This is a genomic window from Leifsonia sp. GW821-FHT13C09 (genome assembly GCF_058806435.1).
In genome coordinates this window covers 46,895-70,655 of the sequence record NZ_JBXAPS010000002.1, presented here as the reverse complement: position 1 = coordinate 70,655, position 23,761 = coordinate 46,895, and the positions used below count along the sequence as shown (strand labels likewise).

General features: G+C 71.6%; 23 protein-coding genes. 12 read left to right on the top strand and 11 right to left on the bottom strand.

The annotated features are described in order from the left end of the window. Nucleotide 1 precedes the first annotated feature (1 nt). From AC1ROW_RS08495 to AC1ROW_RS08485, 3 genes are read right to left on the bottom strand one after another with little or no spacing between them, the layout of a single operon-like run. Nucleotides 2-901 (bottom strand): glycosyltransferase, encoded by a 900-nt coding sequence (locus AC1ROW_RS08495; protein ID WP_493018443.1) that lies wholly within the window; start codon nucleotides 899-901, stop codon nucleotides 2-4. Between the two features lie 5 nt (nucleotides 902-906). Continuing rightward, complete coding sequence (locus AC1ROW_RS08490; RefSeq protein ID WP_493018442.1) at nucleotides 907-2,223, bottom strand: O-antigen ligase family protein; 1,317 nt, start codon at nucleotides 2,221-2,223, stop codon at nucleotides 907-909. After that, the gene (locus AC1ROW_RS08485; protein WP_493018441.1) at nucleotides 2,220-3,125 is read right to left on the bottom strand and encodes a hypothetical protein; all 906 of its coding nucleotides are present in this window, start codon (nucleotides 3,123-3,125) and stop codon (nucleotides 2,220-2,222) included. The genes AC1ROW_RS08490 and AC1ROW_RS08485 overlap by 4 nt, the downstream gene beginning before the upstream one ends. An 81-nt stretch (nucleotides 3,126-3,206) precedes the next feature. Between AC1ROW_RS08485 and AC1ROW_RS08480 the strand changes: the two genes are divergently transcribed. Beyond that, nucleotides 3,207-3,905 (top strand): YveK family protein, encoded by a 699-nt coding sequence (locus AC1ROW_RS08480; RefSeq protein ID WP_493018440.1) that lies wholly within the window; start codon nucleotides 3,207-3,209, stop codon nucleotides 3,903-3,905. On the opposite strand, the gene AC1ROW_RS08475 is transcribed toward AC1ROW_RS08480, so the two are convergent. After that, a complete protein-coding gene (locus AC1ROW_RS08475; RefSeq protein WP_493018439.1) occupies nucleotides 3,889-4,542 on the bottom strand; it encodes a polysaccharide deacetylase family protein in 654 nt (217 codons plus the stop codon). The two genes, AC1ROW_RS08480 and AC1ROW_RS08475, sit on opposite strands and share 17 nt — an antisense overlap. Then, nucleotides 4,539-5,432: a glycosyltransferase family 2 protein gene (locus AC1ROW_RS08470; RefSeq protein ID WP_493018438.1), complete on the bottom strand. Its 894-nt coding sequence runs from the start codon at nucleotides 5,430-5,432 to the stop codon at nucleotides 4,539-4,541. The genes AC1ROW_RS08475 and AC1ROW_RS08470 overlap by 4 nt, the downstream gene beginning before the upstream one ends. Nucleotides 5,433-5,580: 148 nt before the next feature. Between AC1ROW_RS08470 and AC1ROW_RS08465 the strand changes: the two genes are divergently transcribed. Then, the gene (locus AC1ROW_RS08465) at nucleotides 5,581-6,453 is read left to right on the top strand and encodes a GNAT family N-acetyltransferase (protein WP_493018437.1); all 873 of its coding nucleotides are present in this window, start codon (nucleotides 5,581-5,583) and stop codon (nucleotides 6,451-6,453) included. Nucleotides 6,454-6,526: 73 nt separating this feature from the next. Here the strand turns inward: AC1ROW_RS08465 and AC1ROW_RS08460 are convergent, their stop codons facing one another. The 4 genes from AC1ROW_RS08460 to mgrA form a co-directional block, all read right to left on the bottom strand. After that, nucleotides 6,527-8,113, bottom strand: coding sequence for a DUF4082 domain-containing protein (locus AC1ROW_RS08460; RefSeq protein WP_493018436.1), 1,587 nt, complete (start codon nucleotides 8,111-8,113; stop codon nucleotides 6,527-6,529). Between the two features lie 307 nt (nucleotides 8,114-8,420). Further along, on the bottom strand, nucleotides 8,421-9,518 hold the full coding sequence (locus AC1ROW_RS08455) for a DUF998 domain-containing protein (protein WP_493018435.1): 1,098 nt from the start codon (nucleotides 9,516-9,518) through the stop codon (nucleotides 8,421-8,423). 59 nt (nucleotides 9,519-9,577) lie between these two features. Further along, nucleotides 9,578-11,158: a glycosyltransferase family 39 protein gene (locus AC1ROW_RS08450; protein ID WP_493018434.1), complete on the bottom strand. Its 1,581-nt coding sequence runs from the start codon at nucleotides 11,156-11,158 to the stop codon at nucleotides 9,578-9,580. Nucleotides 11,159-11,485: 327 nt separating this feature from the next. Continuing rightward, a complete protein-coding gene (gene mgrA, locus AC1ROW_RS08445; protein WP_493018433.1) occupies nucleotides 11,486-12,523 on the bottom strand; it encodes an L-glyceraldehyde 3-phosphate reductase in 1,038 nt (345 codons plus the stop codon). A 124-nt stretch (nucleotides 12,524-12,647) separates the two neighbouring features. Between mgrA and AC1ROW_RS08440 the strand changes: the two genes are divergently transcribed. After that, nucleotides 12,648-12,989 (top strand): hypothetical protein, encoded by a 342-nt coding sequence (locus tag AC1ROW_RS08440; protein ID WP_493018432.1) that lies wholly within the window; start codon nucleotides 12,648-12,650, stop codon nucleotides 12,987-12,989. Nucleotides 12,990-13,034: 45 nt separating this feature from the next. Here the strand turns inward: AC1ROW_RS08440 and AC1ROW_RS08435 are convergent, their stop codons facing one another. Further along, complete coding sequence (locus AC1ROW_RS08435) at nucleotides 13,035-13,199, bottom strand: hypothetical protein (RefSeq protein WP_493019022.1); 165 nt, start codon at nucleotides 13,197-13,199, stop codon at nucleotides 13,035-13,037. Between the two features lie 162 nt (nucleotides 13,200-13,361). On the opposite strand from AC1ROW_RS08435, the gene AC1ROW_RS08430 reads away from it, so the two are divergent. Continuing rightward, complete coding sequence (locus AC1ROW_RS08430; protein WP_493018431.1) at nucleotides 13,362-13,778, top strand: hypothetical protein; 417 nt, start codon at nucleotides 13,362-13,364, stop codon at nucleotides 13,776-13,778. Beyond that, a complete protein-coding gene (locus AC1ROW_RS08425; protein ID WP_493018430.1) occupies nucleotides 13,775-14,989 on the top strand; it encodes a protein kinase domain-containing protein in 1,215 nt (404 codons plus the stop codon). Before AC1ROW_RS08430 ends, AC1ROW_RS08425 begins: the two co-directional genes overlap by 4 nt. Nucleotides 14,990-15,002: 13 nt before the next feature. On the opposite strand, the gene AC1ROW_RS08420 is transcribed toward AC1ROW_RS08425, so the two are convergent. Continuing rightward, on the bottom strand, nucleotides 15,003-15,698 hold the full coding sequence (locus AC1ROW_RS08420) for a FadR/GntR family transcriptional regulator (RefSeq protein ID WP_493018429.1): 696 nt from the start codon (nucleotides 15,696-15,698) through the stop codon (nucleotides 15,003-15,005). Nucleotides 15,699-15,841: 143 nt separating this feature from the next. On the opposite strand from AC1ROW_RS08420, the gene AC1ROW_RS08415 reads away from it, so the two are divergent. The 7 genes from AC1ROW_RS08415 to AC1ROW_RS08385 all read left to right on the top strand — a co-directional run bounded on the left by AC1ROW_RS08415 (nucleotide 15,842) and on the right by AC1ROW_RS08385 (nucleotide 23,750). Beyond that, nucleotides 15,842-17,293 (top strand): GntP family permease, encoded by a 1,452-nt coding sequence (locus tag AC1ROW_RS08415; RefSeq protein ID WP_493018428.1) that lies wholly within the window; start codon nucleotides 15,842-15,844, stop codon nucleotides 17,291-17,293. A gap of 1 nt (nucleotide 17,294) precedes the next feature. Continuing rightward, entirely contained in the window at nucleotides 17,295-17,816 is a 522-nt protein-coding gene (locus AC1ROW_RS08410) for a gluconokinase (protein WP_493018427.1), read from the top strand. Between the two features lie 319 nt (nucleotides 17,817-18,135). Beyond that, a complete protein-coding gene (locus AC1ROW_RS08405) occupies nucleotides 18,136-18,717 on the top strand; it encodes an alternate-type signal peptide domain-containing protein (protein WP_493018426.1) in 582 nt (193 codons plus the stop codon). Between the two features lie 48 nt (nucleotides 18,718-18,765). After that, nucleotides 18,766-20,373, top strand: a complete 1,608-nt coding sequence (locus AC1ROW_RS08400; RefSeq protein ID WP_493018425.1) for a hypothetical protein — start codon at nucleotides 18,766-18,768, stop codon at nucleotides 20,371-20,373. Continuing rightward, on the top strand, nucleotides 20,370-20,951 hold the full coding sequence (locus AC1ROW_RS08395) for a signal peptidase I (protein ID WP_493018424.1): 582 nt from the start codon (nucleotides 20,370-20,372) through the stop codon (nucleotides 20,949-20,951). The genes AC1ROW_RS08400 and AC1ROW_RS08395 overlap by 4 nt, the downstream gene beginning before the upstream one ends. A 101-nt stretch (nucleotides 20,952-21,052) precedes the next feature. Then, complete coding sequence (locus AC1ROW_RS08390; RefSeq protein ID WP_493018423.1) at nucleotides 21,053-22,414, top strand: LCP family protein; 1,362 nt, start codon at nucleotides 21,053-21,055, stop codon at nucleotides 22,412-22,414. Between the two features lie 139 nt (nucleotides 22,415-22,553). After that, nucleotides 22,554-23,750: a mannosyltransferase family protein gene (locus tag AC1ROW_RS08385; protein WP_493018422.1), complete on the top strand. Its 1,197-nt coding sequence runs from the start codon at nucleotides 22,554-22,556 to the stop codon at nucleotides 23,748-23,750. The last annotated feature ends 11 nt before the right edge of the window (nucleotides 23,751-23,761 follow it).

The following is a 23,761-nucleotide window of genomic DNA, read 5'->3' as shown; positions in this document are numbered from 1 at the left end:
CTCACCGCGGGATCAGCGTCCGGCTCGCGCCGAGGGCCGGTGGCCGGCGGGACGGCTGGAGGAGGGCGCGCGCGGTCGGCCACGACTTGTCGTGCCCGAGGATCGCGCGGCGCAGCTCGATCAGCACCGTCAGCGCGAAGTAGACCGAGGCGAGGATGGTCCCGCGGCGCCTCCGGTACAGGCGGACACGGTTCAGGATCTTCATCGTGTGCGTCGTCGCACTCTCACCCGACCCGCCGCCGATGTGCATCGCGCCCGCGTCCGGCGTGTAGACGGTGGACCAGCCGGCGTCCTTCGCGCGCAGACTCAGGTCGGTCTCCTCGGAGTAGAGGAAGTACGACTCGTCCATGCCGTGCAGCGCGCGGTAGCACTCGCCGCGGACGAGCAGGATGGCGCCGACAGCCCACTCCACCTCGTGCTCGGTCTCGTACTCCCTGGGGTCCTCGATGCGCTCGGTGAACACAGGGAGGCCGGTGAAGCTCAGCCCGCCGACCCGGGCCATCGTCGGCCCCCGCCGCAGCGTCGGCGAGAGGCTCCCGTCGGCCTCGCGCACCCGCGGGGCGACGATACCGACCCCGGGCTTGCGCAGCACGGCCAGCATCCGGGGGACGCAGTCCGGGTCGAGCGTCGCGTCCGGGTTGAGGATGAGGACGGCCTCCGCGTCGGGCGACGCGGCCACTGCCGCGTTCATGCCGGCCGCGTAGCCGCGATTGGTCGAGCGGACCACCGTGCAGTCGGTGCGCCGGTCCAGCCGGGCGAGGGTGCCGTCCGTCGAGCCGTTGTCGACGACGACCAGGGAGTATGTCAGCGAGCCGGCAGCGGCCGGGACGCTGTCCAGCAGCGCGTCGATGTGAGCCTCACTGTTGTAGGTCACGACCACGGCAGCGACGTCCACCCCCATGGCGGTCATCCTACTAACGGGCTGAACGTCGGCTCCCCGCTCTCCACGCGCCGGAGCGCGCCCGCGAGGCCGAGGATGAGGAAGAGCGTCCCCATGGTCATCGGGAAGGCGAACGCGTCGAAGGTCAGCAGGCAGATGAAGCCGGTCGCGATCGACGCCATGAGCGCGATCGCCAGGTCGCGCGTCGCGTCGTCCCTGCGCCGCAGGCGGAGCCGGCCCATCGTGACCATGGCGGTGACGCCCAGGGCGAGGAAGGCGACCGTGCCCACCACCCCGATCGTGACGAGGAGCAGCAGGTATTGGTTGTCGAAGATCCGGTAGATGGGCAGGAAGGTGCCGAGCCCGCGGCCGAACACGGGCCTTCGCAGCAGGAACTCCTCGGCGAGCGAGTAGCTGTCGGTGCGGGAGGCGATGCTCGGGTCCGACGACGCTCCGGCGAACAGGCCGATGATCGAGGAGAACAGGTTCGGGGTCACCACGCTCATCGCCCCGACGGCGACCGCCACGAACGCCAGCATCCGGAGCCGGCGCACCGGCTTCCAGCCGATCAGGCAGACCAGGAGACCGACGGCCGCTCCCAGGTAGGCGGAGCGCGACGAGGTGAGCGGGACGACGGCGGCCAGCGCCGCCGCGGGCAGCCAGCGGACCAGCAGCGGCCGGTCCTTCCGGTTGAAGCCCACGTACAGCGCGAGCGGAAGGATCATGGTGATCAGGGTGCCGTACTCGATCGGGTGCGTCGCGGTGCCGGCGGGCCGGGGGAAGCCTCCCCGGGCGTTCAGCGCGTAGCCCGCGCCGCCGGTCAGGCCGGGGATCGAGATCCGGTCCACCCAGATCTGCCGGGTGAGCACCTGGACGATGCCGAGGAGCGCGACGATCGCCCCGCAGACGCAGATCCGCCAGATCAGGGTCTCCAGCCGGCTGCGGTCCGGGACGTTGTCGTGCGTGAGCAGCAGGGTCCCGCTCCAGGAGGCCAGCGCGAGCAGGGCCACGTCGCCTGGGCTGATCTCGGCGGGCGGCATCGGCCCGGCCATCGCGAGGACGTAGCTGATCCCGACGCAGAGGAGGAGGATCCCGAGCGCGATCCGGACGGGGTGCACCGCGCGCGAGCCGCCGCGTCCGGCGCCGATCCGGATCAGCATCCAGAGGACGAGGCTGCCGAGCCCGAACAGCATCGACGGGGCGCCTGCGCTGCCGAGCGGGCCGAACACCAGCCGCGTCGGGATGAACAGCAGCAGCAGCACGTAGACCGTGAGCCACCCGACGGCGTCGACCTGGCTGGGCGCCAATCGCCGCTCCGTCGCGGCGAGCGTTGTCGTCGTCAACGCTCCCGCCCGGTGTCGGCCGGGAGCCGCCCGGTCAGCTGGGACACCATCTCGTCCTCGGGGTGCCCTGCCGCGTCCGGCTCGCGATGGGTCTCAACTGCGACGTCGTGCGTCATCGACTCGGGTGGACGCTCCGACTCGGGCGCACCCTGCGCCTCCGGTGGACCCTGCGCCTCCGGTGGTCCCTCGGGCCCGACCGGGACCGGCCGCCGCCAGGTGGCCCGGCGCGGCGACCGGGGCGGTCGCGGGCCGGCGGGCGTGATCTCGATGTGCCGGTCTTCGCGTCCCGCCCGGGCCTGACGGCGGGCGCGGCGGCTGGCCAGCAGTCCGTCGACGGCGAACGCCACGAGGCCGGTGATCAGCAGGCCCACCAGCGTGGCGGTGATGACCATCCGGATGGTGCTCGCGTAGTCGGCTTTCGCTTTTCCGTCCACTGTCAGCGGCATCGAGGTGATGATCGCGTTGGCCGGCGTGTTCACCTGGGACTGGAGCCGGTGCAGCTCGATGGGGATCTGGGCGGTGATGTAGTCGAGCGCCCCGAGCGTCCCGGCCTTGGACTTGTCCGTGACATCGACCTCGATGATCGGCCCGCGGGCGGAGGTGCTGATCAGCACCGTGTACTGCGCGGTCGGGTACTTCGACTTCACATCGGCGGTGGCGGAGGCCCCGGAGAAGTAGGCGACGAGGATGCCGGCCGGCTGATCGAGGTCCGACAGCGCCAGGAACGGGTTCCCGCCCGGCCCGATCTGCGTCTTGGAGGGGAGCAGCAGGATGAGGCCGCTCGCCGTGTAGTTCGGTGGCGTGATGTGATAGGCGCCCACTGCCAGAGCGACCGTCATCAGGAGGCCGGTGACCACGATGTACCAGCGGCGGCCGAGCGCTCGGAGAACGTCACGTGTCACGAGGTACCCCCTTCACAGCGAGTGGGCCACTGCGACTGGTCGGTGTAGCGAGTCGAGAGTTAGTCTAGACGAGGAACACTCATGACTCTGTGGGAATTTTTCGCCGCCTGCCTCCGACGATGGCCTCTCGTGCTCGTGGGAGTCCTCTGCACGGGCATCGCCGCCTTCGGTGTCGTCAGCGACAAGGGCGTCTACTACACGCGCACGCAGATCGTCTTCCTGGCGCCGAGCAGCACCGACTATCCCAACACCCTCGCGACCCAGTCGGAGGACATCGTCGACACCGCAGGGGTGGTGGCGAAGCGGATCACCGGGCCCGGTCCGGTGACCAAATACGCGTCCCCCGACGTGACGCTGATCGGCCAGGGCGTACGCGACGGCTGGTCTCTGGGCTTGCCGGACACCGGCGGACAGTGGGCCACGAACTTCCAGAGCCAGATCCTCAACCTGGAGATCGTGGCTCCCGCACGAGCGACCGTCCTCGCCCGGCAGACGGCGCTGCTGCAGCGCGTGAAGGACGAACTGAACGCCCTCCAGCGCGCTCGCGGCGTCGAACCGATCAACGACATCACCGTGCAACCGGCCCCGAGATCGACTGTCATCTACCACGTCGGAGGCAGCAAGCCCCGGTCGCTCGGGATGGTCGCGGCCCTCGGATTGGGGGTGACCGCAGCCCTCGTCGTGACCGCCGAACAGCTCGGTCGACGCCGCAGGCCCGCCTCCCGTGCCGACGGTCTGCGCAGTCCGAACCGCCGTGCGGAGTTCAGCGCCGTCTCTTGAACTCGCTCGACGCTCGGGCGCGCAGGTCGGCGACGCGGTGGCGCTGCGCGACGATGCGGCGCACCGAGGCCACCGTGTCGCCTTCGGTGACGCTGTAGCGGGGTTGCAGCCACGCGCCGGGCTGCGTCGGATAGCGGTCGCTGGAGAACACCGTCCGGTAGCCGAGTCCGCGCAGCCAGCTCAGCGTCGCCCGGTCGTAGCGGCCGAGCGGGAGGGCGGCGTCCGCGACGGTGCCTCCGCTCGCCGCGGCCAGCACCTCCCGCGCGGTGACGAACTCGCGCTCCTGCTCCGGCGCCGAGAGCCGGCGCCAGGGGATGTGCGCCCAACCGTGGCTGCCGATCTCCATACCGGCCGCCCGGAGCGCGCGGAGATCGTCCGCGCTCAGACTGGTGGCATCCTCCAGCCGGCCCGCGATCGGGAAGAAGGTGGCGCGCAGGCCGCGCTCGAGCAGCGCAGGCAGGGCGGTCTCGATGTCCGACGTGTTCCCGTCGTCGAAGCTGAGCCGCACGTCGGGGCGCTCGCGCAGCTCGTCGAGGACGCCCAAGAAGAGGTCCCGGCCGATCCAGTAGCCGGCCTCGCCCAGCTCGCGCTCCCGGCCTGGCGTGCCGATGCCGTGGAAGCAGATGTTGATGATCACGAGGCTCCTCGCTCGCCGGCCGGGGCCGAGCCGCCCCGGGTGCTCTCGTCGCGGCCCCAGTCCGTGCTCGCATCCCGCACCGGCCGCCGTGCCGAGAGCGCCGCGGCGAGGGTGATCACCACGTAGGGGATGGCCGCGAGGGCCAGCCGGGGCTGGGGGATGACCACGTCGGTCAGCCAGGACCACCGGCTGGTCGGACGCACGTTCGCTGTCGGGGTGTCCGCCGGGGCCGCCGTACGGGTGGCCGACGCCCGGAGCTGGGCGTTGCCGCGGCGCACCCGCACGAGCCGGCGCAGCAGCGCCCGGGTGGTGTGGGGCGCCTCCACCACGACCTCCACCTCCGGCACGACGACGCGCTCGTCCTCGGCGAACAGCGAGTCGACGAAGAGGTCGTCGGCGATGACGTCGGGGAAGGTCGTGAAGCGGCGGCGCCCCTCCTCCGAGAGCACGATGACTCCGCGGCCGAACAGGCTCGCGCGGAACACCGGGAGCCGCTCGTTGATGGCGAAGTACGCGCGCACCGGCCACGGCCGCCCTGCGGTGTCGAGCCGGCGCCGTGGCACGGCCGCCAGGGCGCCCGGCGTCTCCGAGAGCCGCGTCACCAGGGCGGAGACGGCGTGCGGCGGCAGGACGATGTCGGCGTCGAGGTAGATCCGGGGAAAGGAGGCGGCGACGGCGTCGCCGGCGTTCAGCGCGCCCGGCTTCCCCGCCTCGGGGCGGTCGACGACGTCGGCGCCGCGGGCGCGGGCCAGCTCCGCGGTCCTGTCGGTGCAGCCGTTCGCGCTCACCACGATCTGCAGCGGCCCCGGGAGGTCCTGGGCGGCGAGGGCGTCGAGGCAGGCCCCGATGACATGCTCCTCGTTGTGAGCGGCGATCACGACGCTCGGCACCGGCAACCCCCCTACAGCTGTCCCATGCGACGTCGCGGCGACGGTCAGGGCACCAGAGTAGCGGGAAACGCGTGCAGCGTTGCGGGAAATGCACGCATTCGGGTCGGGGAATCCGCCCGGGCTCCGGAGCGCCGCTAAGGTGTGTCTCGTGGAGACAGCCGGGGGGCCAGAGGTCAGAGCGATCACCTCCGGCGACGCGCCCGCGGTGGCACGATTCCTGCACGCGAACCTCAACCCCCGCGTCAGCAGCGACGGCTGGGCGCGGCTGCTGCTTCCGCCGTGGGATGACGGCCGCTCGCCCAACCGCGGGTTCCAGCTGGTCCAGGGTGACGACATCCTCGGCGTCTACGCGGCGGTCTACTCGCGCCGCGAGCTCGAGGGCGAGCTCCGCGACATCTGCAACCTCGCCGCCTTCTGCGTCCTCGAGGAGCACCGGGGGCACAGCGTCCGGCTGATCCGCGCGCTCCTGGGCCAGCGCGGCTTCGTGTTCACCGACTTCTCGCCGAGCGGCAACGTCATCGCGATGAACGAGCGCCTCGGCTTCCGTCACCTCGACACCGCCGGACGCCTCCTGCTGAACCTGCCGCGCGGCCCGGTGCGGGGCGTCCGGGTCACCGACGACCCTGTCGCGCTGGAGGGCCGGCTCGAGGGTCGTGACGCGGAGGCCTACCGCGATCATCGTGAGGCCGCCGCGACGCGGCACCTCCTGGTCGAGGCGGAGGGCTCGTACGCCTATCTCGTCTACCGAAGGGAGCGCCGCAAGCGGGTGCCCGTCTTCGCCGTCCCGCTGTACGCCGGGGGAGACCGCGCGCTGCTCGAGCGGGCCTGGCCCCGGGTCGGCACGCACCTGCTGCGGCACGGCCTCCCGGTCACTCTCGCCGAGCGCCGCCTGCTGGGCTTCACGCCGCCCGGCGTGGGCCGCGGCTTCGCGAGCGGCCGGCCGAAGATGATCCGCAGCAAGGAGCTCGACGGCGGATCGCTCGACTACCTCTACAGCGAGCTCACGCTCGTGCAGTGGTGAACGCGAAACGGGAGGCCTCCTGTGAAGGAGGCCTCCCGTTTGCAGCCCTGACGCGGACTCGGTTCGCCGTGACTCAGTTTGCCGGGGCGACCGCCGTTCCGTCGTCGTAGAGGTTGTTCGACCACACCGCGCCAGGCGCGTTGATGTCGAACGAGGTGATCGGGCCCCAGTAGCCGCAGACGTAGCCGCGGTTGCCCGCGCCCATCTCCGTGCCGCGCTGCCAGATGTTGTCCTTGAACGTGATGTTCTTCGTCTGTCCGGAGAACGGCTTGCCCGCGGTCGAGCCGCCGTAGGAGCAGTAGCCGCCGGAGCCGGCGAGGATCAGGTTGTTCTGGATGACGTTGCCCTGCACCGGGTCGAAGTCCGGGTAGCCGGTGATCGCCGCCGAGCAGCCCGCGTCCGGCGCCACGTCCGGAGCGGTGCAGCCGATCGTGTTGTGGATGAGGTGGCTGTTGGTGTTGACCCGGATGCCGGACTCGTGGTTGACGCCGGTGTTGTCGGTGAACTGGCCGGCCACGTACGAGTCCTGCACGGTGCAGTCCGCGTAGCAGTTGATCGAGCGGGAGCCGCCGGTCACGTGCACGCGGGTCGCCGTGAAGTAGGCGTCACCGATGCCGGTGCCGGCCGAGTTGCCCGCGTCCACGAGGCTGTCGGAGATCGTGAACGACCCGACGTTGTCGTTGTAGTCGGCGTACACGCCTCCGTTGATCTGCGACCGGGTGATCACGACGCCCTTGGCCAGGACGCGCAGGTAGCAGTTGACGACCTTGGCGTCGATGACGACGTTCGGCGTCTGGATGGTGCACGGACCCGTGTACGGGGTCAGCGCCGTGCCGGCCGGCACGCCGGTGGTCGACGGCGACGGGAAGCTCCGGCCGAGGGCCGTGAGCCCGGTGCCCGACGCGGGCGGCGTGGGCGTGGGCGTGGTCGTCGGCGTCGGAGTCGGCGTCGGGGTGGCGGTCGGGGTGTTCACCGGCGTCGGCGTGGTCGTCGGCGTCGGCGTCGGCCGCGGGGTGGTGGTGGCGGTCGGCGTCGGGGTGGGCGTGGTCGAGCCCGTGCCCGTGGCCGAGAACACGATGTCCGCCATGTAGTTCGAGCCCTTGTAGGTGCTCGTGGGGAAGGCGTTCGTCCCGCTGTAGCGGTACACGCCCGCGTTCGCGGGGAGTGCGAAGCCGCCGACGGTGCTCGCCTTGGTCAGCGCGTTCTGGGTGACCGCGTAGTTGCCCTTCGTCGCGAGGTAGGAGGCGACGTAGCTGGAGCCCGCCTTCACCGCGACCGGCTTGGCGAGCGGGACCGTGTGCCAGCCGACCGTGCGGTTGGCGGGGACGGAAGCGGTCGCGAGTGCCGTTCCGGAGGCCGACCACAGGGTCGCGGTGGTGATGCCCGAGTTCTTCGGGCCCTGGTAGTACTGGAGGGCGGTGACGTTGCCCGCCCGAGTCGGCGCGAACTTCACGCCGAGCACGACGGAGCCGGTGTCGGAGGCCGCAGCGATGCGGGGGCTCAGATCATCGGGGAAAATGCCGGTGGTGTCGGCCTTCGCGGCCGCCGAGCCGATCGCGAGCGCACCGGCGGTGACCGCGATCGTGGCCAGCGCTGCGGCGCCGGCCAGGAATCCTCGAGTTTTGCGCGCGGACAGTCTGTGCCGTGGCATGTCGGACATAGATGAATCTTCCGTTCGATTGTTGGACCGGGGTCCACTTCGTCGGGTGGGTGGGTTGGGGGTCACGGCGGGTGGGGGGTTCGCCGTTCGGGAGTCATCGTATGGGGAGCTATATCAGGTCGCAACCGAAAACCAGGCCGGGTGCTCGACCCCAGTTCGGGGGATTCGGCGTCGGCGTGAGAGAGCGGTTCCACGGAGGCGCCAATGGCCCAGCGGAGAGTCCCGTCGCAGCCCGGACGGCCGGGTCGGCGCTCCGGGCGAGCCGGCGCGGGTCGAAATTGACACGGGATTCACTGGCAAGCCCCCGTCAGGGTGACGGATCGGGCTCGCTCCGCGCCGCGACGCTCACCCGCAGGAACACGATGATCCAGCTGAAGATCAGAACGGCCGCGACCAGCTCCACGGCCGTCAGGTTGTAGTAGCCCACCGCGAAGAACAGCGCGACCAGGACGATCACGCCGATGAACACCCAGCCGAGGACGTAGAAGGCGCGAGGGAGGCGCGGCATCGCCCACCGGATCCCGACCGCGAGCACGCAGAAGACGACAGCCATCCCGGTGGCGGCCGTGTTGTGCAGCAGGAAGAAGTGATTCACCGGGAACAGCCCGACGCAGGCGAGCATCGCGCCGACGACGACCAGGGCGGCGCGCACCTGGAGCTCGCCGCGGCTCGGACGCCGGTCGGGCCCGCTGTCGGTGGCGTAGCGGGCGATGGCCGTGACGAGGACGCCGCCCACGATCACGGTGAGGTTGAAGGTCGCCGACGACCAGTCGTCCGTGATCCCCAGCACGCTGAGGTTCTGCTTCCACCAGTGCGGGTTCGACGCGGTCAGCATGCTCGTCAGCGCGCCGACGACGAGGAACACCGCCAGCACCGCCGACAGCAGCAGCGGGTTCATGTTCGCCGCCGCCAGGAACACGTAGTATCCGGTGACGGCGGCGGCCGTGCCGACCAGCAGGGTGGCCGGGATGGCGAAGACCTGGGCGTCCTGGAAGCTGCGGGCGAGCACGTCGCTCAGCACCGTCCAGAGCAGGAGCACCACGACGGCGTGCGCGACGGCGATGGCGAGCGAGTCGAACACCTCGATCGCGGCGCCGATCCGGGAGCGGTGCTCCTTGGGGCGGCTGTACCAGGGGATGCTCCACGTCGCGATCCGTCCGCCGCCGTAGGCGACCAGGGTCACGACGCAGCAGGCGATCGCCGCGAACTGGCCGACCGAGCCTCCGCCGGAGATGGAGAGGTCGTGCCCGGCGAAGACGAGGAACGCGACCAGGCCGACGGCGACGAACGCCGCGCCGCCGGCGCCGAGGGCGAGCGACTCCACGGAGGCCGCACGCAGCCGCCGCGAGAGACGATCCGCGGCGCCGCGCTCGCCGACGCCGTGCTGCGAGACGGCTTCCCTCATGGTCCGAGCTTAGGCGGCGGTGGCAGCCCTGCCGAGTGCCTTTCCAGCGGGCCCGCGCTTCAGTTCGACCGCGTCAGCTCGATGAGCATGCTCCGGTGCGTGGGGACGGTGCGCCCGGTCTCGTGGAAGCCGAGCGCCTTCAGGTCGGCCAGACCGTAGCTGCGCAGTCGGCCGTCGATGTCGTTCTCGATCAGCCACACCCGCGTGACGCCGTCGAAGCGACCGCGCGCGGCGGCCTCGGGGACGGTCCAGATCTTGTCGGCCCAGCCGATGTTGTGGGAGTAGATGGTCCGCAGCGTGGGATCGTCGACACCCGCGAAGCCGGCGGGGTAGGTGCGCATCGCGAGCCGCGGCCGCTGCGACGGCCGGGTCGACTCGTCGAACACGACCGCGTCGCCCGGCTGCCGCACCGACGCCATCGCGCTGCTGACCTCCGACCAGTCCGAGTCGTTCTTCGAGTACGGTCCGCGCTGGTTCAGGTAGGCGGGCGTGCTGATGGCGACGAACAGCAGCGCGCCGGCGCCGGTCGCCGCGATGGCGGGGATCGCGCTGCGGCCGGCGACGAACCGGCCGAGGACGAGCAGGCCCTCCGCGATGAGCAGCGCGGCGGCAGGGGCGGCGAAGGTCGAGTAGCGCCCGGTGTACATCGGGAAGACGAGGTTGACCAGCAGCATCGCCCCGGTCGGCAGGATGAGCCAGGTCGCGCCGACGAGCGTGGCGCCGATCGGGAGGGGCGCAGCGACCGGACGCACGTCGTCCGCACCGGGATCCCGGCGCTGCCAGGCCCAGGCGCCGATCGCAAGCAGGATCAGCGCCCACGCCACGAGTGCGACCCAGCCGTTGTCGAACCACGGCTGCCACACCAGGCTCGACGGGTCGAGGGGCTGATCGGCGAGGTAGCCGATCTGACTGCGTTCGAAGTAGGCGAGCAGGGCGAGCGGCGACAGGGCGACGACGGCGCAGCCGGCCGCGATCAGCCAGGCGCGCAGCGTCGGCCGGGAGGCCCGCGAGAGCAGCAGGACGCCGAGGTGTGCGATGAGGAGCGTCAGCGTATAGAGGAAGAGGTACGACGTGAGGGCCATGCCCGCCGCGTAGACCGCCCAGCAGGTGCGGCGCACCGAGGCGGGGGCCGAACGTCCACCGCCGTCGATCAGCCAGACGAACAGCAGGGTCAGCCAGCCTGCGGCGGCCGCCGTGAACGCGAACGATCGCGCCTCCTCTCCCGCGTAGGTCATGCGGGGGAGTACGCACGCGACCAGGCCGGCGACGATCGCCGCCTTCGGGCCGCCCCGGCGCCCGGCCAGCAGCGTGACCGCGGCGACGGCGAAGCCGATGGCCACGGCGCTCGGCAGGCGCAGGGCGAACGGGCTCTCGCCCGCGATCCGGATCCAGCCGTGCATGGCCAGGTAGTAGAGCCCGTGCACCGCGTCGACGTGGAACAGCATCGGAATGAGCGTCGACACCGGCCGCCGCGCCGAAAGCAGGGTGGCCGCCTCGTCGCCCCACAGCGACGGGATCCAGCTCCCGGCCGCGCAGATCACGGTGGCGAGCAGACCGAACGCGACCGCGATGGTCCACGGCCGGATCGCGCGAAGCGGCGGGCCGGCGGCCTCGCGCTCTGTCGCTGTCAGCGCGCTCATCCCACCCCCGTTTCCTGTGCGCACGCACGGTGCCGATTCCAGCCAACCAGACGTCCCCGGGGAGACCCTGAACACCGGCTGCGAAACCACATATTTCACACGTCGGCCTTCCGTTCAGTGGAACGGCCGGCGCCGACGGAGGTGCTGGATCCCGGGTGGCGGGCGCGCTGGCCCTGCCGCCCGGGATCCGCCCCACACACGCCGGGAAGACGGGGTGTCCGTGATCCACGCTCCGCCGCATCCAGCGTGCTGGTTGGAACAGTACGTGGGCGCGCGAATCCGGGGCAGGGGATTAACGCCGCGGCCCGGCCGTGGTAGAGGATCGGGTTACAGCTCCCCGCGCCGCGCGCCGGCCCACAGGTCGACGCCCGCGTCGACGGCGAGCTCGTCGATCGCCGCGAGCTCCTCCGGCGTGAACTCCAGGTTGTCCAGCGCGCCGACGTTCTGCTCGAGCTGGGCGACGCTGCTGGCGCCGATGACCAGGGAGGTGACGCGCGGGTCGCGAAGCGCCCAGGCCAGCGCGAGCTGGGCGAGAGTCTGCCCGCGGCGCTCCGCGATCGCGTTGAGGCCGCGCAGGCGCTCCACCGCCTCGTCGGTGAGCCAGTCCGCGTCGAACGATGTGCCGGCCGCCGCGCGAGAGTCCTCGGGCACGCCGTCCAGGTACTTGCCGGTCAGCATCCCCTGCGCGAGCGCGGTGAAGCCGATCACGCCGACGCCGAGCTCGCCGGCAGCGTCGAGCAGGCCCTCGGTCTCGATCCAGCGGTTCAGCATGGAGTAGCTGGGCTGGTGGATGAGCAGCGGTGTGCCGAGCTCGCGGAGGATCTCCGCCGCACGCCGGGTGTCCTCCTCGCCGTAGGAGGAGATGCCCACGTAGAGTGCCTTCCCGCTGCGGACCGCGGTGTCGAGCGCCTGCATCGTCTCCTCGAGCGGCGTGCTCGGGTCGGGACGGTGCGAGTAGAAGATGTCGACGTAGTCGAGGCCGAGCCGCGACAGCGACTGGTCGAGGCTCGCGAGAACGTACTTGCGGCTCCCGCCGCCCTGGCCGTACGGGCCGGGCCACATGTCCCAGCCGGCCTTCGACGAGACCACGAGCTCGTCGCGGTACGGCCGCAGATCCTCGCGCAGGATGCGGCCGAAGTTGACCTCGGCGGCGCCGTACGGAGGCCCGTAGTTGTTGGCGAGGTCGAAGTGCGTGATCCCCAGGTCGAACGCGCGGCGGACGATCGCGCGCTGCGTCTCGAACGGGCGGTCGTCGCCGAAGTTGTGCCAGAGCCCGAGCGACAGCGCGGGCAGGTCGAGACCGCTGCGTCCGGTGCGGCGATACACCATCCGGTCGTAGCGGGACGGGTTCGGTACGTAGGTCATGTCACCAGCCTTGTCGACAGGAGGTCGTTCGTCCAACCGGCGGCGCCGATGCGATTGTGCTCCAGCACGGATGAATCCGTTGTCAAGGGGTCGTCCGGGATTCCCAGTCGCGGACAATCGGTGCATGCAGGTGGACCAGATTCACAGCAGCATCCGCCGTCCCGAACCCCCGCGGGACGATGCCCAGCACGCTCACGTGCACTCCCCCGGCCGTGAATGGCTGGGGCTCGGCGTTCTGCTCGCCGCCGCGTCGCTCGCCGTCCTCCTCCCGCTGAGCGGGATGCGGGCGGGCGTCGCCCTCGGCGCCGCCGGGCTGGTGCTGCTGGTCCTGGCCGCGATGGGACTCGCCCGCGCGGCCATCCCGCTCCGCCGGGCGCGGCTGGTGGTGCTGGGGCTGCTGTTCTGCGCGATGGCCGCCGTCGCGCTGGGCGGGGTGGTGCTGTCGGCGGTCGACGCGATCCGGTGATCGGGTGAGGTCGCGCGGCGCGATCGGCCGCGCGACCCGCGCCCGCTAGCTCCGCGACGCGCCGCGCCGCATCCAGCCGACGATGGCGGTGATGACGAAGAAGACGATTCCGAGGATCGCCAGCCAGATCAGCCCCTTGATGGCGAAGCCGAGGATGGCGAGGACGAGCCAGATGACGAGCAGGACGATGATGAGTGCGATCATGCTCACACCGAACTCCCTGCAAAGCGTTTCGTCAACGGGCTGGGCACCGTGCTCGTGCGGGGACCGTCCTTGGTGTGCACGATGTCAGGGACGCGCATTCCGCCTGCACTGCGGCGCGCTCGCCCGGACTCGACATCCGGCGGTTCGGCGTCTACTGTCTTCTGGGCTATGAGACGACTACCCATCGCGGCCGCCGGCGTCGCCCTCGCGCTCGGTCTGTCCGGCTGCGCCGGGGGAGGGACGTACTCGGCGGACACGGCGAGCGCGCTGCAGCACGGCGTGCTCGACGTGGCCACCGCCGCGAACGGGAAGGACTACGCCGGCGCGCTGGCCCAGGTCGCGTCCCTGCAGCAGCGCAACGACGCCGCGCTCAAGGCCGGAACCATCTCCGCCGCCCGGCACGACGCGATCGCGACGTCGCTCGCGGCCGTCAAGGCCGACCTCACCGAGCTTCGGGCCGCTGCCGAGCGGGCTCAGTTGGAGCAGCAGCTCCAGCAACTCCAGCAACAGCAACAGCATCCGAGCCCTCCGGACAAGAAGGGCAAGGGCAAGGACGGCGGCAAGGACGGCGGTGACGGCGGATGAGCGGGACGGGCCGCACACCGGCGGAGACGACGCCTGACGTCCGCCGCATCGCCGGCCGCTACCGCCTGCTGCAGCGCGTCGGCTCCGGCGGCATGGCGGAGGTCTACCGCGCCCACGACGAGCTCCTCGGCCGCGACGTCGCCCTCAAGGTCTTCCGTCGCGAGTTCGCGTCCGCCGACGACCTGCGCCGGCAGAAGGGCGAGGTCCGGCTGCTCGCGAACCTGTCGCACCCGTCGCTGGTCACCCTCTTCGACACCACCTCCGACGACGAGGGCCGCGGCGTCCTGATCCTGGAGTTCGTGGACGGCACGGACGTCGGCGCTCGCCTGAAGGAGGGGCCGCTGCCCGCCGACGCCGTGGCCGCGCTCGGCCTGGACGTCGCAAGCGCGCTCGCCTACATCCACGGCAGGGGCGTCGTGCACCGGGACATCGCCCCGGCCAACATCCTGCTCCCGAGCGCGACGTCCTCCGGCGTGCACGCGAAGCTCACGGACCTCGGCATCGCCCGCCTCGTCGACGACGCCCGCATCACCTCGACCGGGTTCGTGATCGGCACGGCGAGCTACCTGAGCCCCGAGCAGGCCGCGGGCCGGCCGGTCGGGCCGCCGAGCGACGTGTACTCGCTCGGCCTGGTCCTGCTGGAGTGCCTGACCGGCACGCGGGAGTTCCCGGGCAGCGGCGTGGAGTCCGCTGTCGCGCGCCTGTCGCGCGACCCGGACGTACCGGAGACGCTCGATCCGGAGTGGCGTCGCCTGATCCGCTCGATGGTCACCCGTGAGCCGGATCACCGCCCCACAGCGGCCGTGGTGGCGGAGCAACTCGCGGGGTTGCTGGCGCGGGACGCGGCCCCGGCGGTCGACGACGACGGGCTGGAACCCACCCTCCTGCTCCCGACGGAGCCGCCCGAAGCCCGCGAGCCCACGGCCCCGACCGCCCTCCTCCCGGGCGCCCGCAAGGAGCCTGTGCCGCCCCGGCCGACGGCCACGAGCTCCCGCCTGCCCGGCCCCCTGCGCGGCCTCCGCCGCGGAATCCTGTGGATACTCGTCGCGTGCGTCGCCCTCATCGCGGTGGTCATCGCGATCGCCCTCGGCACCATGGCCGGCGGAGGCGCGTCGTCACCGGACCCGGTGAAGTCCTACCCGGCCGTGGGCGGCACGCTCGGAGACCACCTGAAGCAGCTGGAGCACGACGTGTCGAACTCGGGGCCGTGAGGCCGCGGCGGCCTCAGTCCTCCCCGTGCGCCATCGCCTGCACCGCCGCGTCCGCCTCCTCGACGATCGCGCGCATCGCCGCCTCGGCTCGCGCCCCGTCGCCCGCGCGCACCGCGCCCGCGACCTCCTCGTGCAGCCGGATGGCCTCCGGGTTGGCCGTGTGCGGCATGAGCGCGTGCGTCGTCCGGCCGGAGAGCGCCTCCACGACCGCCTTGCTCAGGGCGCGGAAGTTCGGGTTGCCGGAGGCCTCAAGGAGGATGCGGTGGAAGGCCTGGTCGTAGGCCAGGTACTCGCCGTGGTCGGCGGCGCGCTGCGTGGAGGCCATGCCGACGATCGCCTCCGTCAGCGCCCCGCACTGCTCGGGGGTCGCACGCGTGCTGGCCAGGCGGGCCGCGACGGGCTCGATCGCCAGGCGCAGCTCGCTGAGGTTGCCGAGAGCGGCGAGCCGGTCCGGGCCGTCGAGGCGCCAGGCGATGACGCGCGGGTCGAGGACACGCCACGCGGTGTCCGGCTGGACGACGGTGCCCCGGCGCCGGCGTGCCTGGACCAGGCCGAGGGCCTCCAGGACGCGGATGCACTCGCGGAGCACCGTGCGCGAGATGCCGAGGCCCTCCGGCGTCAGTACCGAGCCGGGCGCGATCTCGCCGGTGACGATGCGGCGGCCGACGGACTCGATGGCGAGCTCGTGCAGGGAGTCCGTGGGAGACATGGCCTCATTATCGAGGATTCCTTACGTGCGAACAAACGCGGGGTTACACTCATTAATGCATACGAAAGTGCACAGATTTTCTAATTAACCTGATTTATATGTAAGGTGGCCCAGCACACGTACCGTCACGACCAAGGATGCTCATGATCACCCTTCCCGCAAGCGCGCTCCGCGTCGCAGCTGCCGTCTCCGCAGCCGCCGCCCCGCCCGCGCCCCACCCCGCCTCCTCGGAGCCCCAGCTGATCCTCGCCGCCGTCGTCGGCGTCGCCGTCATCGTGGTGCTCATCACCTGGCTGCGGATCCATCCCTTCCTCTCCCTCCTGCTCGGCTCGCTGGTCACCGGCCTGGTCGCCGGCATGGCCGCCGACGTCGCCACGACGAGCTTCATCACCGGCTTCGGCGCGACCGAAGGAAGCGTCGGCATCCTCATCGCCCTCGGCGCGATGTACGGCAAGCTGCTGGCCGACTCCGGCGGAGCCGACCGCATCGTCGACACGCTGGTCTCCCGCACGAGCGTCCGCGCCCTGCCCTGGGTGATGGGTCTCGTCGGCGCGATCATCGGCCTGCCGATGTTCTTCGAGATCGGCCTCGTGCTGCTCATCCCGGTCATCATCCTGGTGACCCGCCGCTCCGGGCTGCCGCTGATGCGCGTCGCCCTCCCCGCCATCGCCGGCCTCTCGGCCATGCATGGCCTGGTGCCCCCGCACCCGGGCCCGCTGGTGGCCATCGGCGCGCTGGGCGCGAACCTCGGCGTCACGCTCGCCTTCGGCGTGCTCGTCGCCATCCCGGTCATCATCCTCGCCGGCCCGGTGTTCAGCCGCTTCGCCGCCAAGTGGGTGCAGGTGGACGTCCCCGGCCTCTTCCTCGGCACCGAGGGCGAGGCCGCCGACGCGACGCAGGCCGCGGCCGACCGCAAGCGCCCGTCCTTCGCGCTCGCGCTGATCAGCATCCTGCTGCCCGTCGTGCTGATGCTCGGCAAGGCCCTCGTGGACATCACCGCACCGAAGAGCACCGCCGAGTGGAAGACGATCCTCGACTTCCTCGGCACCCCGGCCATCGCGCTCACCATCGCGGTGCTCGCCGGCTTCTTCCTGCTCGGCCTCCCCGGCGGCATGAACCGCAAGTCGCTGCAGGCGAGCCTCGCCTCGTCGCTGCCTCCCATCGCGGGCATCCTGCTCATCGTCGGCGCCGGCGGCGGCTTCAAGCAGGTGCTCGTCGACACCGGCATCGGTCAGGTCATCGCGTCCTTCGCGCACGGCAGCAGCGGCATCGGCATCCTGCTCCTCGCCTGGTTCATCGCGGCCCTGATCCGCGTCGCCACCGGCTCGGCCACGGTCGCGACCGTCACGGCGGCGGGCATCATGGTGCCGCTCACCGCCCACCTCTCGACCCCGATGGTGTCGCTGCTGGTGCTCGCGATCGGCTCCGGCTCGCTGTTCCTCTCGCACGTCAACGACGCCGGGTTCTGGCTGGTCAAGGAGTACCTGGGCCTCAGCATCCCGCAGACGCTGCGCAGCTGGACCGTCCTCGAGTGCATCGCCTCCGTCGTGGGCCTCGCCGGGACCCTGGTGATCGCCCTGGTGATCGGGGGCTGACATGACCGCGAGCCAGGTGAGCACGATCGTCGTCATGGGTGTCGCGGGCTGCGGCAAGTCCACCGTCGCAGCCCTCCTCGCCGACAGACTGGGCTGGGAGCTGCTGGAGGGCGACAGCCTCCACCCCGCCCGCAACGTCGAGCGCATGAGCGCCGGCGTCCCCCTCGACGACGACGACCGTGCTCCCTGGCTCGCGGCGATCGCGGAGCGCGTCCGCGACGGCGCCGCGGCCGGCCGGCCGCTGGTGGTCGCCTGCTCGGCGCTCGCCCGGCGCTACCGCGACGTCCTCCGTGGGAGGGGCGTGGTCTTCGCGTACCTGGCCGGGACGCGCGAACTGCTGGAGAGCCGCATCGCCGCGCGCAGCGGCCACTTCATGAAGCCCGGGATGCTGGACTCCCAACTCCGCACCCTCGAGCCGCCGCAGGCGGACGAGGCGGCCGTGACGGTCGACATCGCCGCGGAGCCCGAGGCGATCGTCGACGGGATCCTCAGCCGGCTGGGTCTGATGAAGGCTGCCGCCTGAACACCCACTGAATCGTCCCGCGCCGCATGCCACCGCGGCGTGACCCCTGATCTGGGTGCGCGGACATTCTTGTCCTCCAATATGAGGACCGCTATTCTCCGAGTCAGGCCGACGTGACCCACCCGAAAATCCGGTCGCGGGTGGCCTACCGAGTGGAACCCGACCCTCCCCTCGTGCACCACCCTCCGGGTGACCGGAGGGCTTCCGCTCGAACGTCGACCTAGCGACGTCAGGGCCGCAACACACGTGCGTCGTCGCACGTGTGCTCACCCCTGCGCTGTTCCGGACGACGTCCCGAACAGATTGTGAGCACGGCCCCATGAACAGGTTCGCCAAGGGCGCGATCGCCGGCGCAGCCGGTATCCTCCTTCTCCTCAGCGGCGCGGGCACCTTCGCGCTGTGGAACGGCTCGGCCAGCGCCGCGGCCGGCTCCGTCCAGTCCGGAACGATGACCATCGCTGCCGACGCCGCCGCCGGCACGTGGAGCGTCGCCCACGGCTCCGGCGCGGCCACCGCGATCCCGAGCATCGCCGCCTTCCGCGCCGTCCCGGGCGACGTCCTGACCTTCACGCAGAAGGTGGACATCACCGCCACCGGCGAGAACCTCTCCGCCATCCTCAGCGTCGACCCCGCGTCGATCAAGGCGGGGGACAGCACGCCGGCCAGCGCCGCGCTGGTCACCGCGCTCACCAGCGGGATGACCGTCACCGTGGGCACGCCGCTGCCGACCGGCGTCACCGCGGGCGCCGCGGCCAACACCTACACCGTCAGCGGGACCACCGGCGCGAAGGTGCTGACCGTCTCCGTGACGCTGCCGTTCGACTCCACGACGAGCGGCACGGTCGCGCAGGGGGGCACCGTCGACCTGAGCGCGCTCGGGTTCAAGCTGGCCCAGCAGTAACGCGGGCGGACCCAAGGACGAGCGGAGCCGGGGGAGGTGCGAAGAGACATGAAGCGCTTCGCCCTTCCCCTGGCCGCCGGCGGTGCGGCGCTGGTCACGTTCCTCCTGATGCCGGGAGCGGGCACGTATGCGCTCTGGAACGGCGTCGCCGCCACGAAGGCCGGTGCGATCACCGCCGCCACCGTCTCCGTGGGCGTGAGCATCGCGCAGCCGTTCGACACAGTGTTCAAGACAGGACACGCGTCCACGACGGGCGGGGTGGTCGTGACCAACACCGGCAACGTGGACACATCCTTCCGCTCGTCCGTCGGGCTGGCGGCCGGGACATCGACCGCGCTGGCGGCCGCCGTCGCGGTGAGCGTCTGGCCGGTCGCGGCGGCATCTGCGTGCACGGCGTCCGCCACCGTACCCGCCGGCGCCGTCACGGGGACGCTCGCGGCGCTCGCGATCGCCGCGCCGACGACGGGCACGCTCGCCGCCGGCGGCTCGTACGCCTTCTGCGTCCGGGAGTCCATGAATGTAGCCTCGGCGCCTGGCATCGCCAGCGGCTCCGCCGTGCACCCCGTCTTCACCGCGACGGTGGCGGCCGGGACGGTGTGGTCCGGCTCGGCCTCGGCCGGCATCGCGCAGACGTTCGTCGACGACATCGCGCCGACCGCTCCGGCCGGGCTGACCGCGGGAACCGGGGCGGCGGGCGCCGTAGCGCTCTCCTGGACGGCCGCGACCGACAATGTGGGCGTGGCCGCGTACGACGTGTACCGCTCCGGCACCCCCGCCCCGATCGGCTCGACCACGGCCACGTCCTTCACCGACACGGGCCCCGCGGCGAACACCTCTTATATCTACAGCGTCGTCGCGCGCGACGCCGTCGGGCTCACCTCCCCGGCCGCGAGCGTGCTGGCCGACCGGACCGCGCCGGGCGCGCCGACCGTGACCCTGACCGGCACGACCGGCTCCAGTGCCACGCTGTCGTTCTCCGCCACCGACAACGTGGGTGTCAGCGCGTACACCGTCTACCGTGACGGCGCGGCGATCGCCACCGTGGCCGGCGCCACCACGACGTACACCGACACCGGTCTCACGGTGGGCCTGCACCGCTACACCGTGACCGCGTCGGACGCCGCCGGAAACGTCTCCGCCCCCTCCGCGCCGGTCTCGGCCGCGGGTTCCTACACCTCGGGCTCCTGGTACCAGCTCGTGAACGCCGCCAGCGGCCAGTGCGTCACCGTTCCGGCGCCGATCGCGGACGGGAGCGTGCTGACCCAGTCGGCGTGCGTCGGCCCCGTCATCGACGGTCAGGCGTGGCTCCTGACCACGTCCTCCGGGACCACGGCGACCGTGACCTCCGCCCTCCCCGTACCGGCGAGCGGTCAGTACGTGTGGGCCGGCTCCCGCACAGCGCCGGTGAGCGTCACCTCCGCTCCGAACAGCGCGAACGGATCGTCCCAGTGGACATTCGTCGTGCAGTCGGACGGCTCGTTCCAGGTCAGCGCCACCATCAGCGGCAACAGCGGCAACGGGAACGGCAACGGCAACGGGAACAAAGCCACCCTCTGCGCCACCGCCGCGGCGGGCGGGGGAGGTCAGCTCACCACCACCACATGCACCGCCGGCGCTTCCATCCAGTCCTTCTTCCTCAGGCAGGTGACACCGTGAGCCCAGGTCTCATCGTGAGAGGGGCCGAACCGCGCCCGACCCGGTCGCTGCTGCAGTACGTCGTCACGGGCCTCAGTGTCGGCCTCCTCGGCCTGGTGCTGTTCGTCGCGGCGGTGGTCATCGTCATCCCGCGGGCCGCGGGCGCGACCCCGGTGACCGTCCTGACCGCGTCGATGGAGCCGACCCTTCCACCGGGGACGCTGGTCGTGGTGAAGCCTGAGGCCGTCCACGACATCCGCGTCGGCGACGTGATGACTTACCAGCTCCGGTCGGGCGACCCCGAGGTCGTCTCGCACCGCGTGATCGCGATCACGACCTCCACCACGAACGGCATGACCTTCACGACCAAGGGTGACAACAACGCCGAGGCGGACCCTCCCGTCGTGCCCGCGCAGGTGCGCGGCGTGGTCTGGTACAGCGTCCCGCTGATCGGCTACGTCAACAGCGCGCTCGACCAGAGCCAGCGCTCGTGGGTGCTCCCGGCGGCCGGCGTGCTGCTGATCGTCTACGCGGCGTGGATGTTCCTGCGCGGGACGGCCTCGTCGGTGCGGCGGCGGAAGAACCGCGCGGCCGGGTAGCCGGCCCTCCCTCGTTCTGGGGTGGACGATCCGTGGATCGTTTGATGTTTCACAGTGTTCAGGCGGTGCCTGGCACAGGCTCCGTTTGTTACTTTCCAGATGTGAATCACCCACAGCGCTCGCGCGCGCTTCCGGAGGAGGCGCCGCTGCGGCGGCCTCGCCGCTCGCACGGCGTCGCGGTTCGCCACGGCCGCCTGCCCCGGCGGCGGCCGCGGACCGTCGTCCTGCGGTTCCTGGTCGTGCTGGTGACGGTCGGTCTGGTGAGCACGGCGAGCGTGGCCGCCTACGCCGTGCTCGACACCGTGCGCTCGATCAAGCCCGGCATCCACCTGGTGACCGCGAAGGGCAAGTCGCTGACCGTTCAGAACGTCGCGAGCGTCGGCGCCGAGAGCGGTGCGGTGAACGTCCTCCTCGCCGGCACCGACACCCGCACCGGGCAGGGCGGCCAGTTCGCCACGAAGGACGAGCTCGCGGGCAGTTCAGGGGCGGGCAGCAACGACGTGACGATGGTGCTGCACGTCTCGGCCGATCACCAGCACGCCGAGGTGATCTCGATCCCGCGCGATCTGATGGTGCCGATCCCGGAGTGCCCGGACCCGAACGGCGGAACGGTCCCGGCCACCGATGAGGCGATGTTCAACACGACGCTGTCGCGCGGCGGCCTCTCGTGCACCGTCCTCACCGCGGAGAAGCTGACCGGACTGACGATCAGCGACGCCGCACTGATCAGCTTCGACGGCGTGATCGCGATGTCGAACGCGATCGGGGGCGTGACCGTCTGTCTGGCGACTCCGCTGGACGACCCCTACGTCGGCCTGAAACTGCCGGCCGGCTCGCAGACCCTCGTCGGCCCGCAGGCGCTCGCCTTCGTCCGCAGCCGCCACGGCATCGGGGATGGCAGCGACCTGGGCCGGATCAGCAACCAGCAGCTCTTCCTGTCCGCGCTGCTGCGGAAGATGACGAGCGCGGGCGTCCTCGGCAACCCGATCACGCTCTTCCAGCTCGCCCACGCCGCGGTGAGCAACGTGCAGCTCTCGGACACGCTGACCCAGCCGACGACCCTGGTGTCCCTGGCGCTGACCCTCAAGAGCGTCAGCCTCTCGAACATCGTCTTCCTGCAGTATCCCGCGGTCGCCGACCCGGCCGACCCGAACCGGGTGGTCCCCGCGACCTACGCCGCGAGGGTGCTCAAGACCGCGCTGGAGAACGACGCGCCGGTGACGCTCACCGGGACGCTCGGGTCCGGCACGGTCACTGCGCCAGGCGCCACCCCGACGCCGACTCCCGGGGCGACTTCGCCTCCTGCGCCGACCTCGGCGCCCACCGCGTCGAGCCCGCCTGCGGCGGTCGCGACCGGCACGGCGGCCGTCCCGACACCCGCTCCGACCTCCACCGCAGTGGCGCTGCCCTCGTCCGTCACCGGCCAGACCGCGGCGCAGCAGACCTGCACGAAGGGGAACTGAGGGGCGGTCTCACCCCGACCGGGCACGTGGAGGCGTTCTCTGAGCGCTTTCGATGGTGAACAAACGGCGACTCCTGCCCCTTCGGGAGGTCGCTCCGGTTGGATGGAACAGTGGTGATCATCCTGCAGAAGACGCCGATTTGACGAGCGCGCGAACGTCCGAACGTCCGCTCGCGATCGGCGCCCGGCTGGCCGGCCGGCTGCGGTCGAGGGGCGTCGTCGTGCCCGTCACGCTGTGGACGGCCGCGCACGCGGCGATCGTCGGCTGGGCGCTGGTGGTGCGCGCCGTCGTACTGGTGCTGAGCGGCCACGCCGCAGCCGTGTCGCCCGCCGCCCTGTTCTTCCACTGGGACAGCGTCTACTTCGGATCGATCGCCCTCCACGGCTACGTCGGACCAGGTACCGGCCCCACCTGGTCGGCGTTCTTCCCCGGCTATCCCGCGGCGGCCCGCGTCGCCCTCGCCGCCGTCGGGCTGCCGCACCCCGACCACGCGCAGGTGGTGATCGCCCTGGAGGTGGTCGCCGGGATCGCGTCGCTGGCGGCATCGCTCCTGGTGTGGCGGCTCGCGTACCGCCGCCACGGCGACCGGGTCGCGGTCGCCGCGACCCTGCTGTTCGTGCTCGGCCCCTACGCGCTGTTCCTGGTGGCCCCGTATTCGGAGGCCCTGTTCGCCGTCTTCGCCGTCGGCGCGTGGCTGTGCGCCGAGCGTGGCCGCGGGTGGCAGGCCGGCGCGCTCGCCGCGTGCGCGTCCGCCACCCGGATCAACGGTGTCTTCCTGATCGCCGGTCTCGCGGTCGCGGTCGCCGTCCGCCTCCGCGGCCGCGGCGAGCCCTTCCTCGCAAAGGCCGTCGGCACCGCAGCGATCGGCTCCGCAGGCATTCTCGGCTACTGGGCGGCGCTCTGGGCCTGGACGGCCGATCCGGCCGCGTGGTTCACCGCGCAGCACACAGGCTGGCACCGCGCGTTCACCTGGCCGTGGACCGCGCTGGGCGACACCGTCGCGTCGATCTTCGTCCCGCCGTGGCCGCACACCCTCCAGAATGCCCTCGACCTGGTCTTCGCCGCTCTCATCGTCACGGGCCTGATCGTCATGCTCCGCCGCCGCCAGTGGGCGTTCGCCACCTACGTCGGCTTGACCGCAGTCGCCATGATGACGAGCACCACGTACCTTTCGATCGCCCGCTCGACGGTCGTGCTGTTCCCCCTGACGCTCCTGGTCGCGACGACCGCGACCGATGCCCGGCGGCGCTGGATCTTCCGCACGGTGTTCGCGGCGGGCCTGGTCCTCCTCGCGCTCGACACGGCGCTGTTCGTGAACGGGATCTGGGTGGACTGACGTCGCCCACG

Bases quoted from the DNA above. Each gene is read 5' to 3' on its own strand.
- AC1ROW_RS08495 (WP_493018443.1), bottom strand. From the start codon at position 901: ATGGGGGTGGACGTCGCTGCCGTGGTCGTGACCTACAACAGTGAGGCT.
- AC1ROW_RS08480 (WP_493018440.1), top strand. From the start codon at position 3,207: ATGACTCTGTGGGAATTTTTCGCCGCCTGCCTCCGACGATGGCCTCTC.
- AC1ROW_RS08460 (WP_493018436.1), bottom strand. From the start codon at position 8,113: ATGTCCGACATGCCACGGCACAGACTGTCCGCGCGCAAAACTCGAGGA.
- AC1ROW_RS08455 (WP_493018435.1), bottom strand. From the start codon at position 9,518: ATGAGGGAAGCCGTCTCGCAGCACGGCGTCGGCGAGCGCGGCGCCGCG.
- AC1ROW_RS08450 (WP_493018434.1), bottom strand. From the start codon at position 11,158: ATGAGCGCGCTGACAGCGACAGAGCGCGAGGCCGCCGGCCCGCCGCTT.
- mgrA (WP_493018433.1), bottom strand. From the start codon at position 12,523: ATGACCTACGTACCGAACCCGTCCCGCTACGACCGGATGGTGTATCGC.
- AC1ROW_RS08440 (WP_493018432.1), top strand. From the start codon at position 12,648: ATGCAGGTGGACCAGATTCACAGCAGCATCCGCCGTCCCGAACCCCCG.
- AC1ROW_RS08430 (WP_493018431.1), top strand. From the start codon at position 13,362: ATGAGACGACTACCCATCGCGGCCGCCGGCGTCGCCCTCGCGCTCGGT.
- AC1ROW_RS08425 (WP_493018430.1), top strand. From the start codon at position 13,775: ATGAGCGGGACGGGCCGCACACCGGCGGAGACGACGCCTGACGTCCGC.
- AC1ROW_RS08420 (WP_493018429.1), bottom strand. From the start codon at position 15,698: ATGTCTCCCACGGACTCCCTGCACGAGCTCGCCATCGAGTCCGTCGGC.
- AC1ROW_RS08415 (WP_493018428.1), top strand. From the start codon at position 15,842: ATGATCACCCTTCCCGCAAGCGCGCTCCGCGTCGCAGCTGCCGTCTCC.
- AC1ROW_RS08410 (WP_493018427.1), top strand. From the start codon at position 17,295: ATGACCGCGAGCCAGGTGAGCACGATCGTCGTCATGGGTGTCGCGGGC.
- AC1ROW_RS08405 (WP_493018426.1), top strand. From the start codon at position 18,136: ATGAACAGGTTCGCCAAGGGCGCGATCGCCGGCGCAGCCGGTATCCTC.
- AC1ROW_RS08400 (WP_493018425.1), top strand. From the start codon at position 18,766: ATGAAGCGCTTCGCCCTTCCCCTGGCCGCCGGCGGTGCGGCGCTGGTC.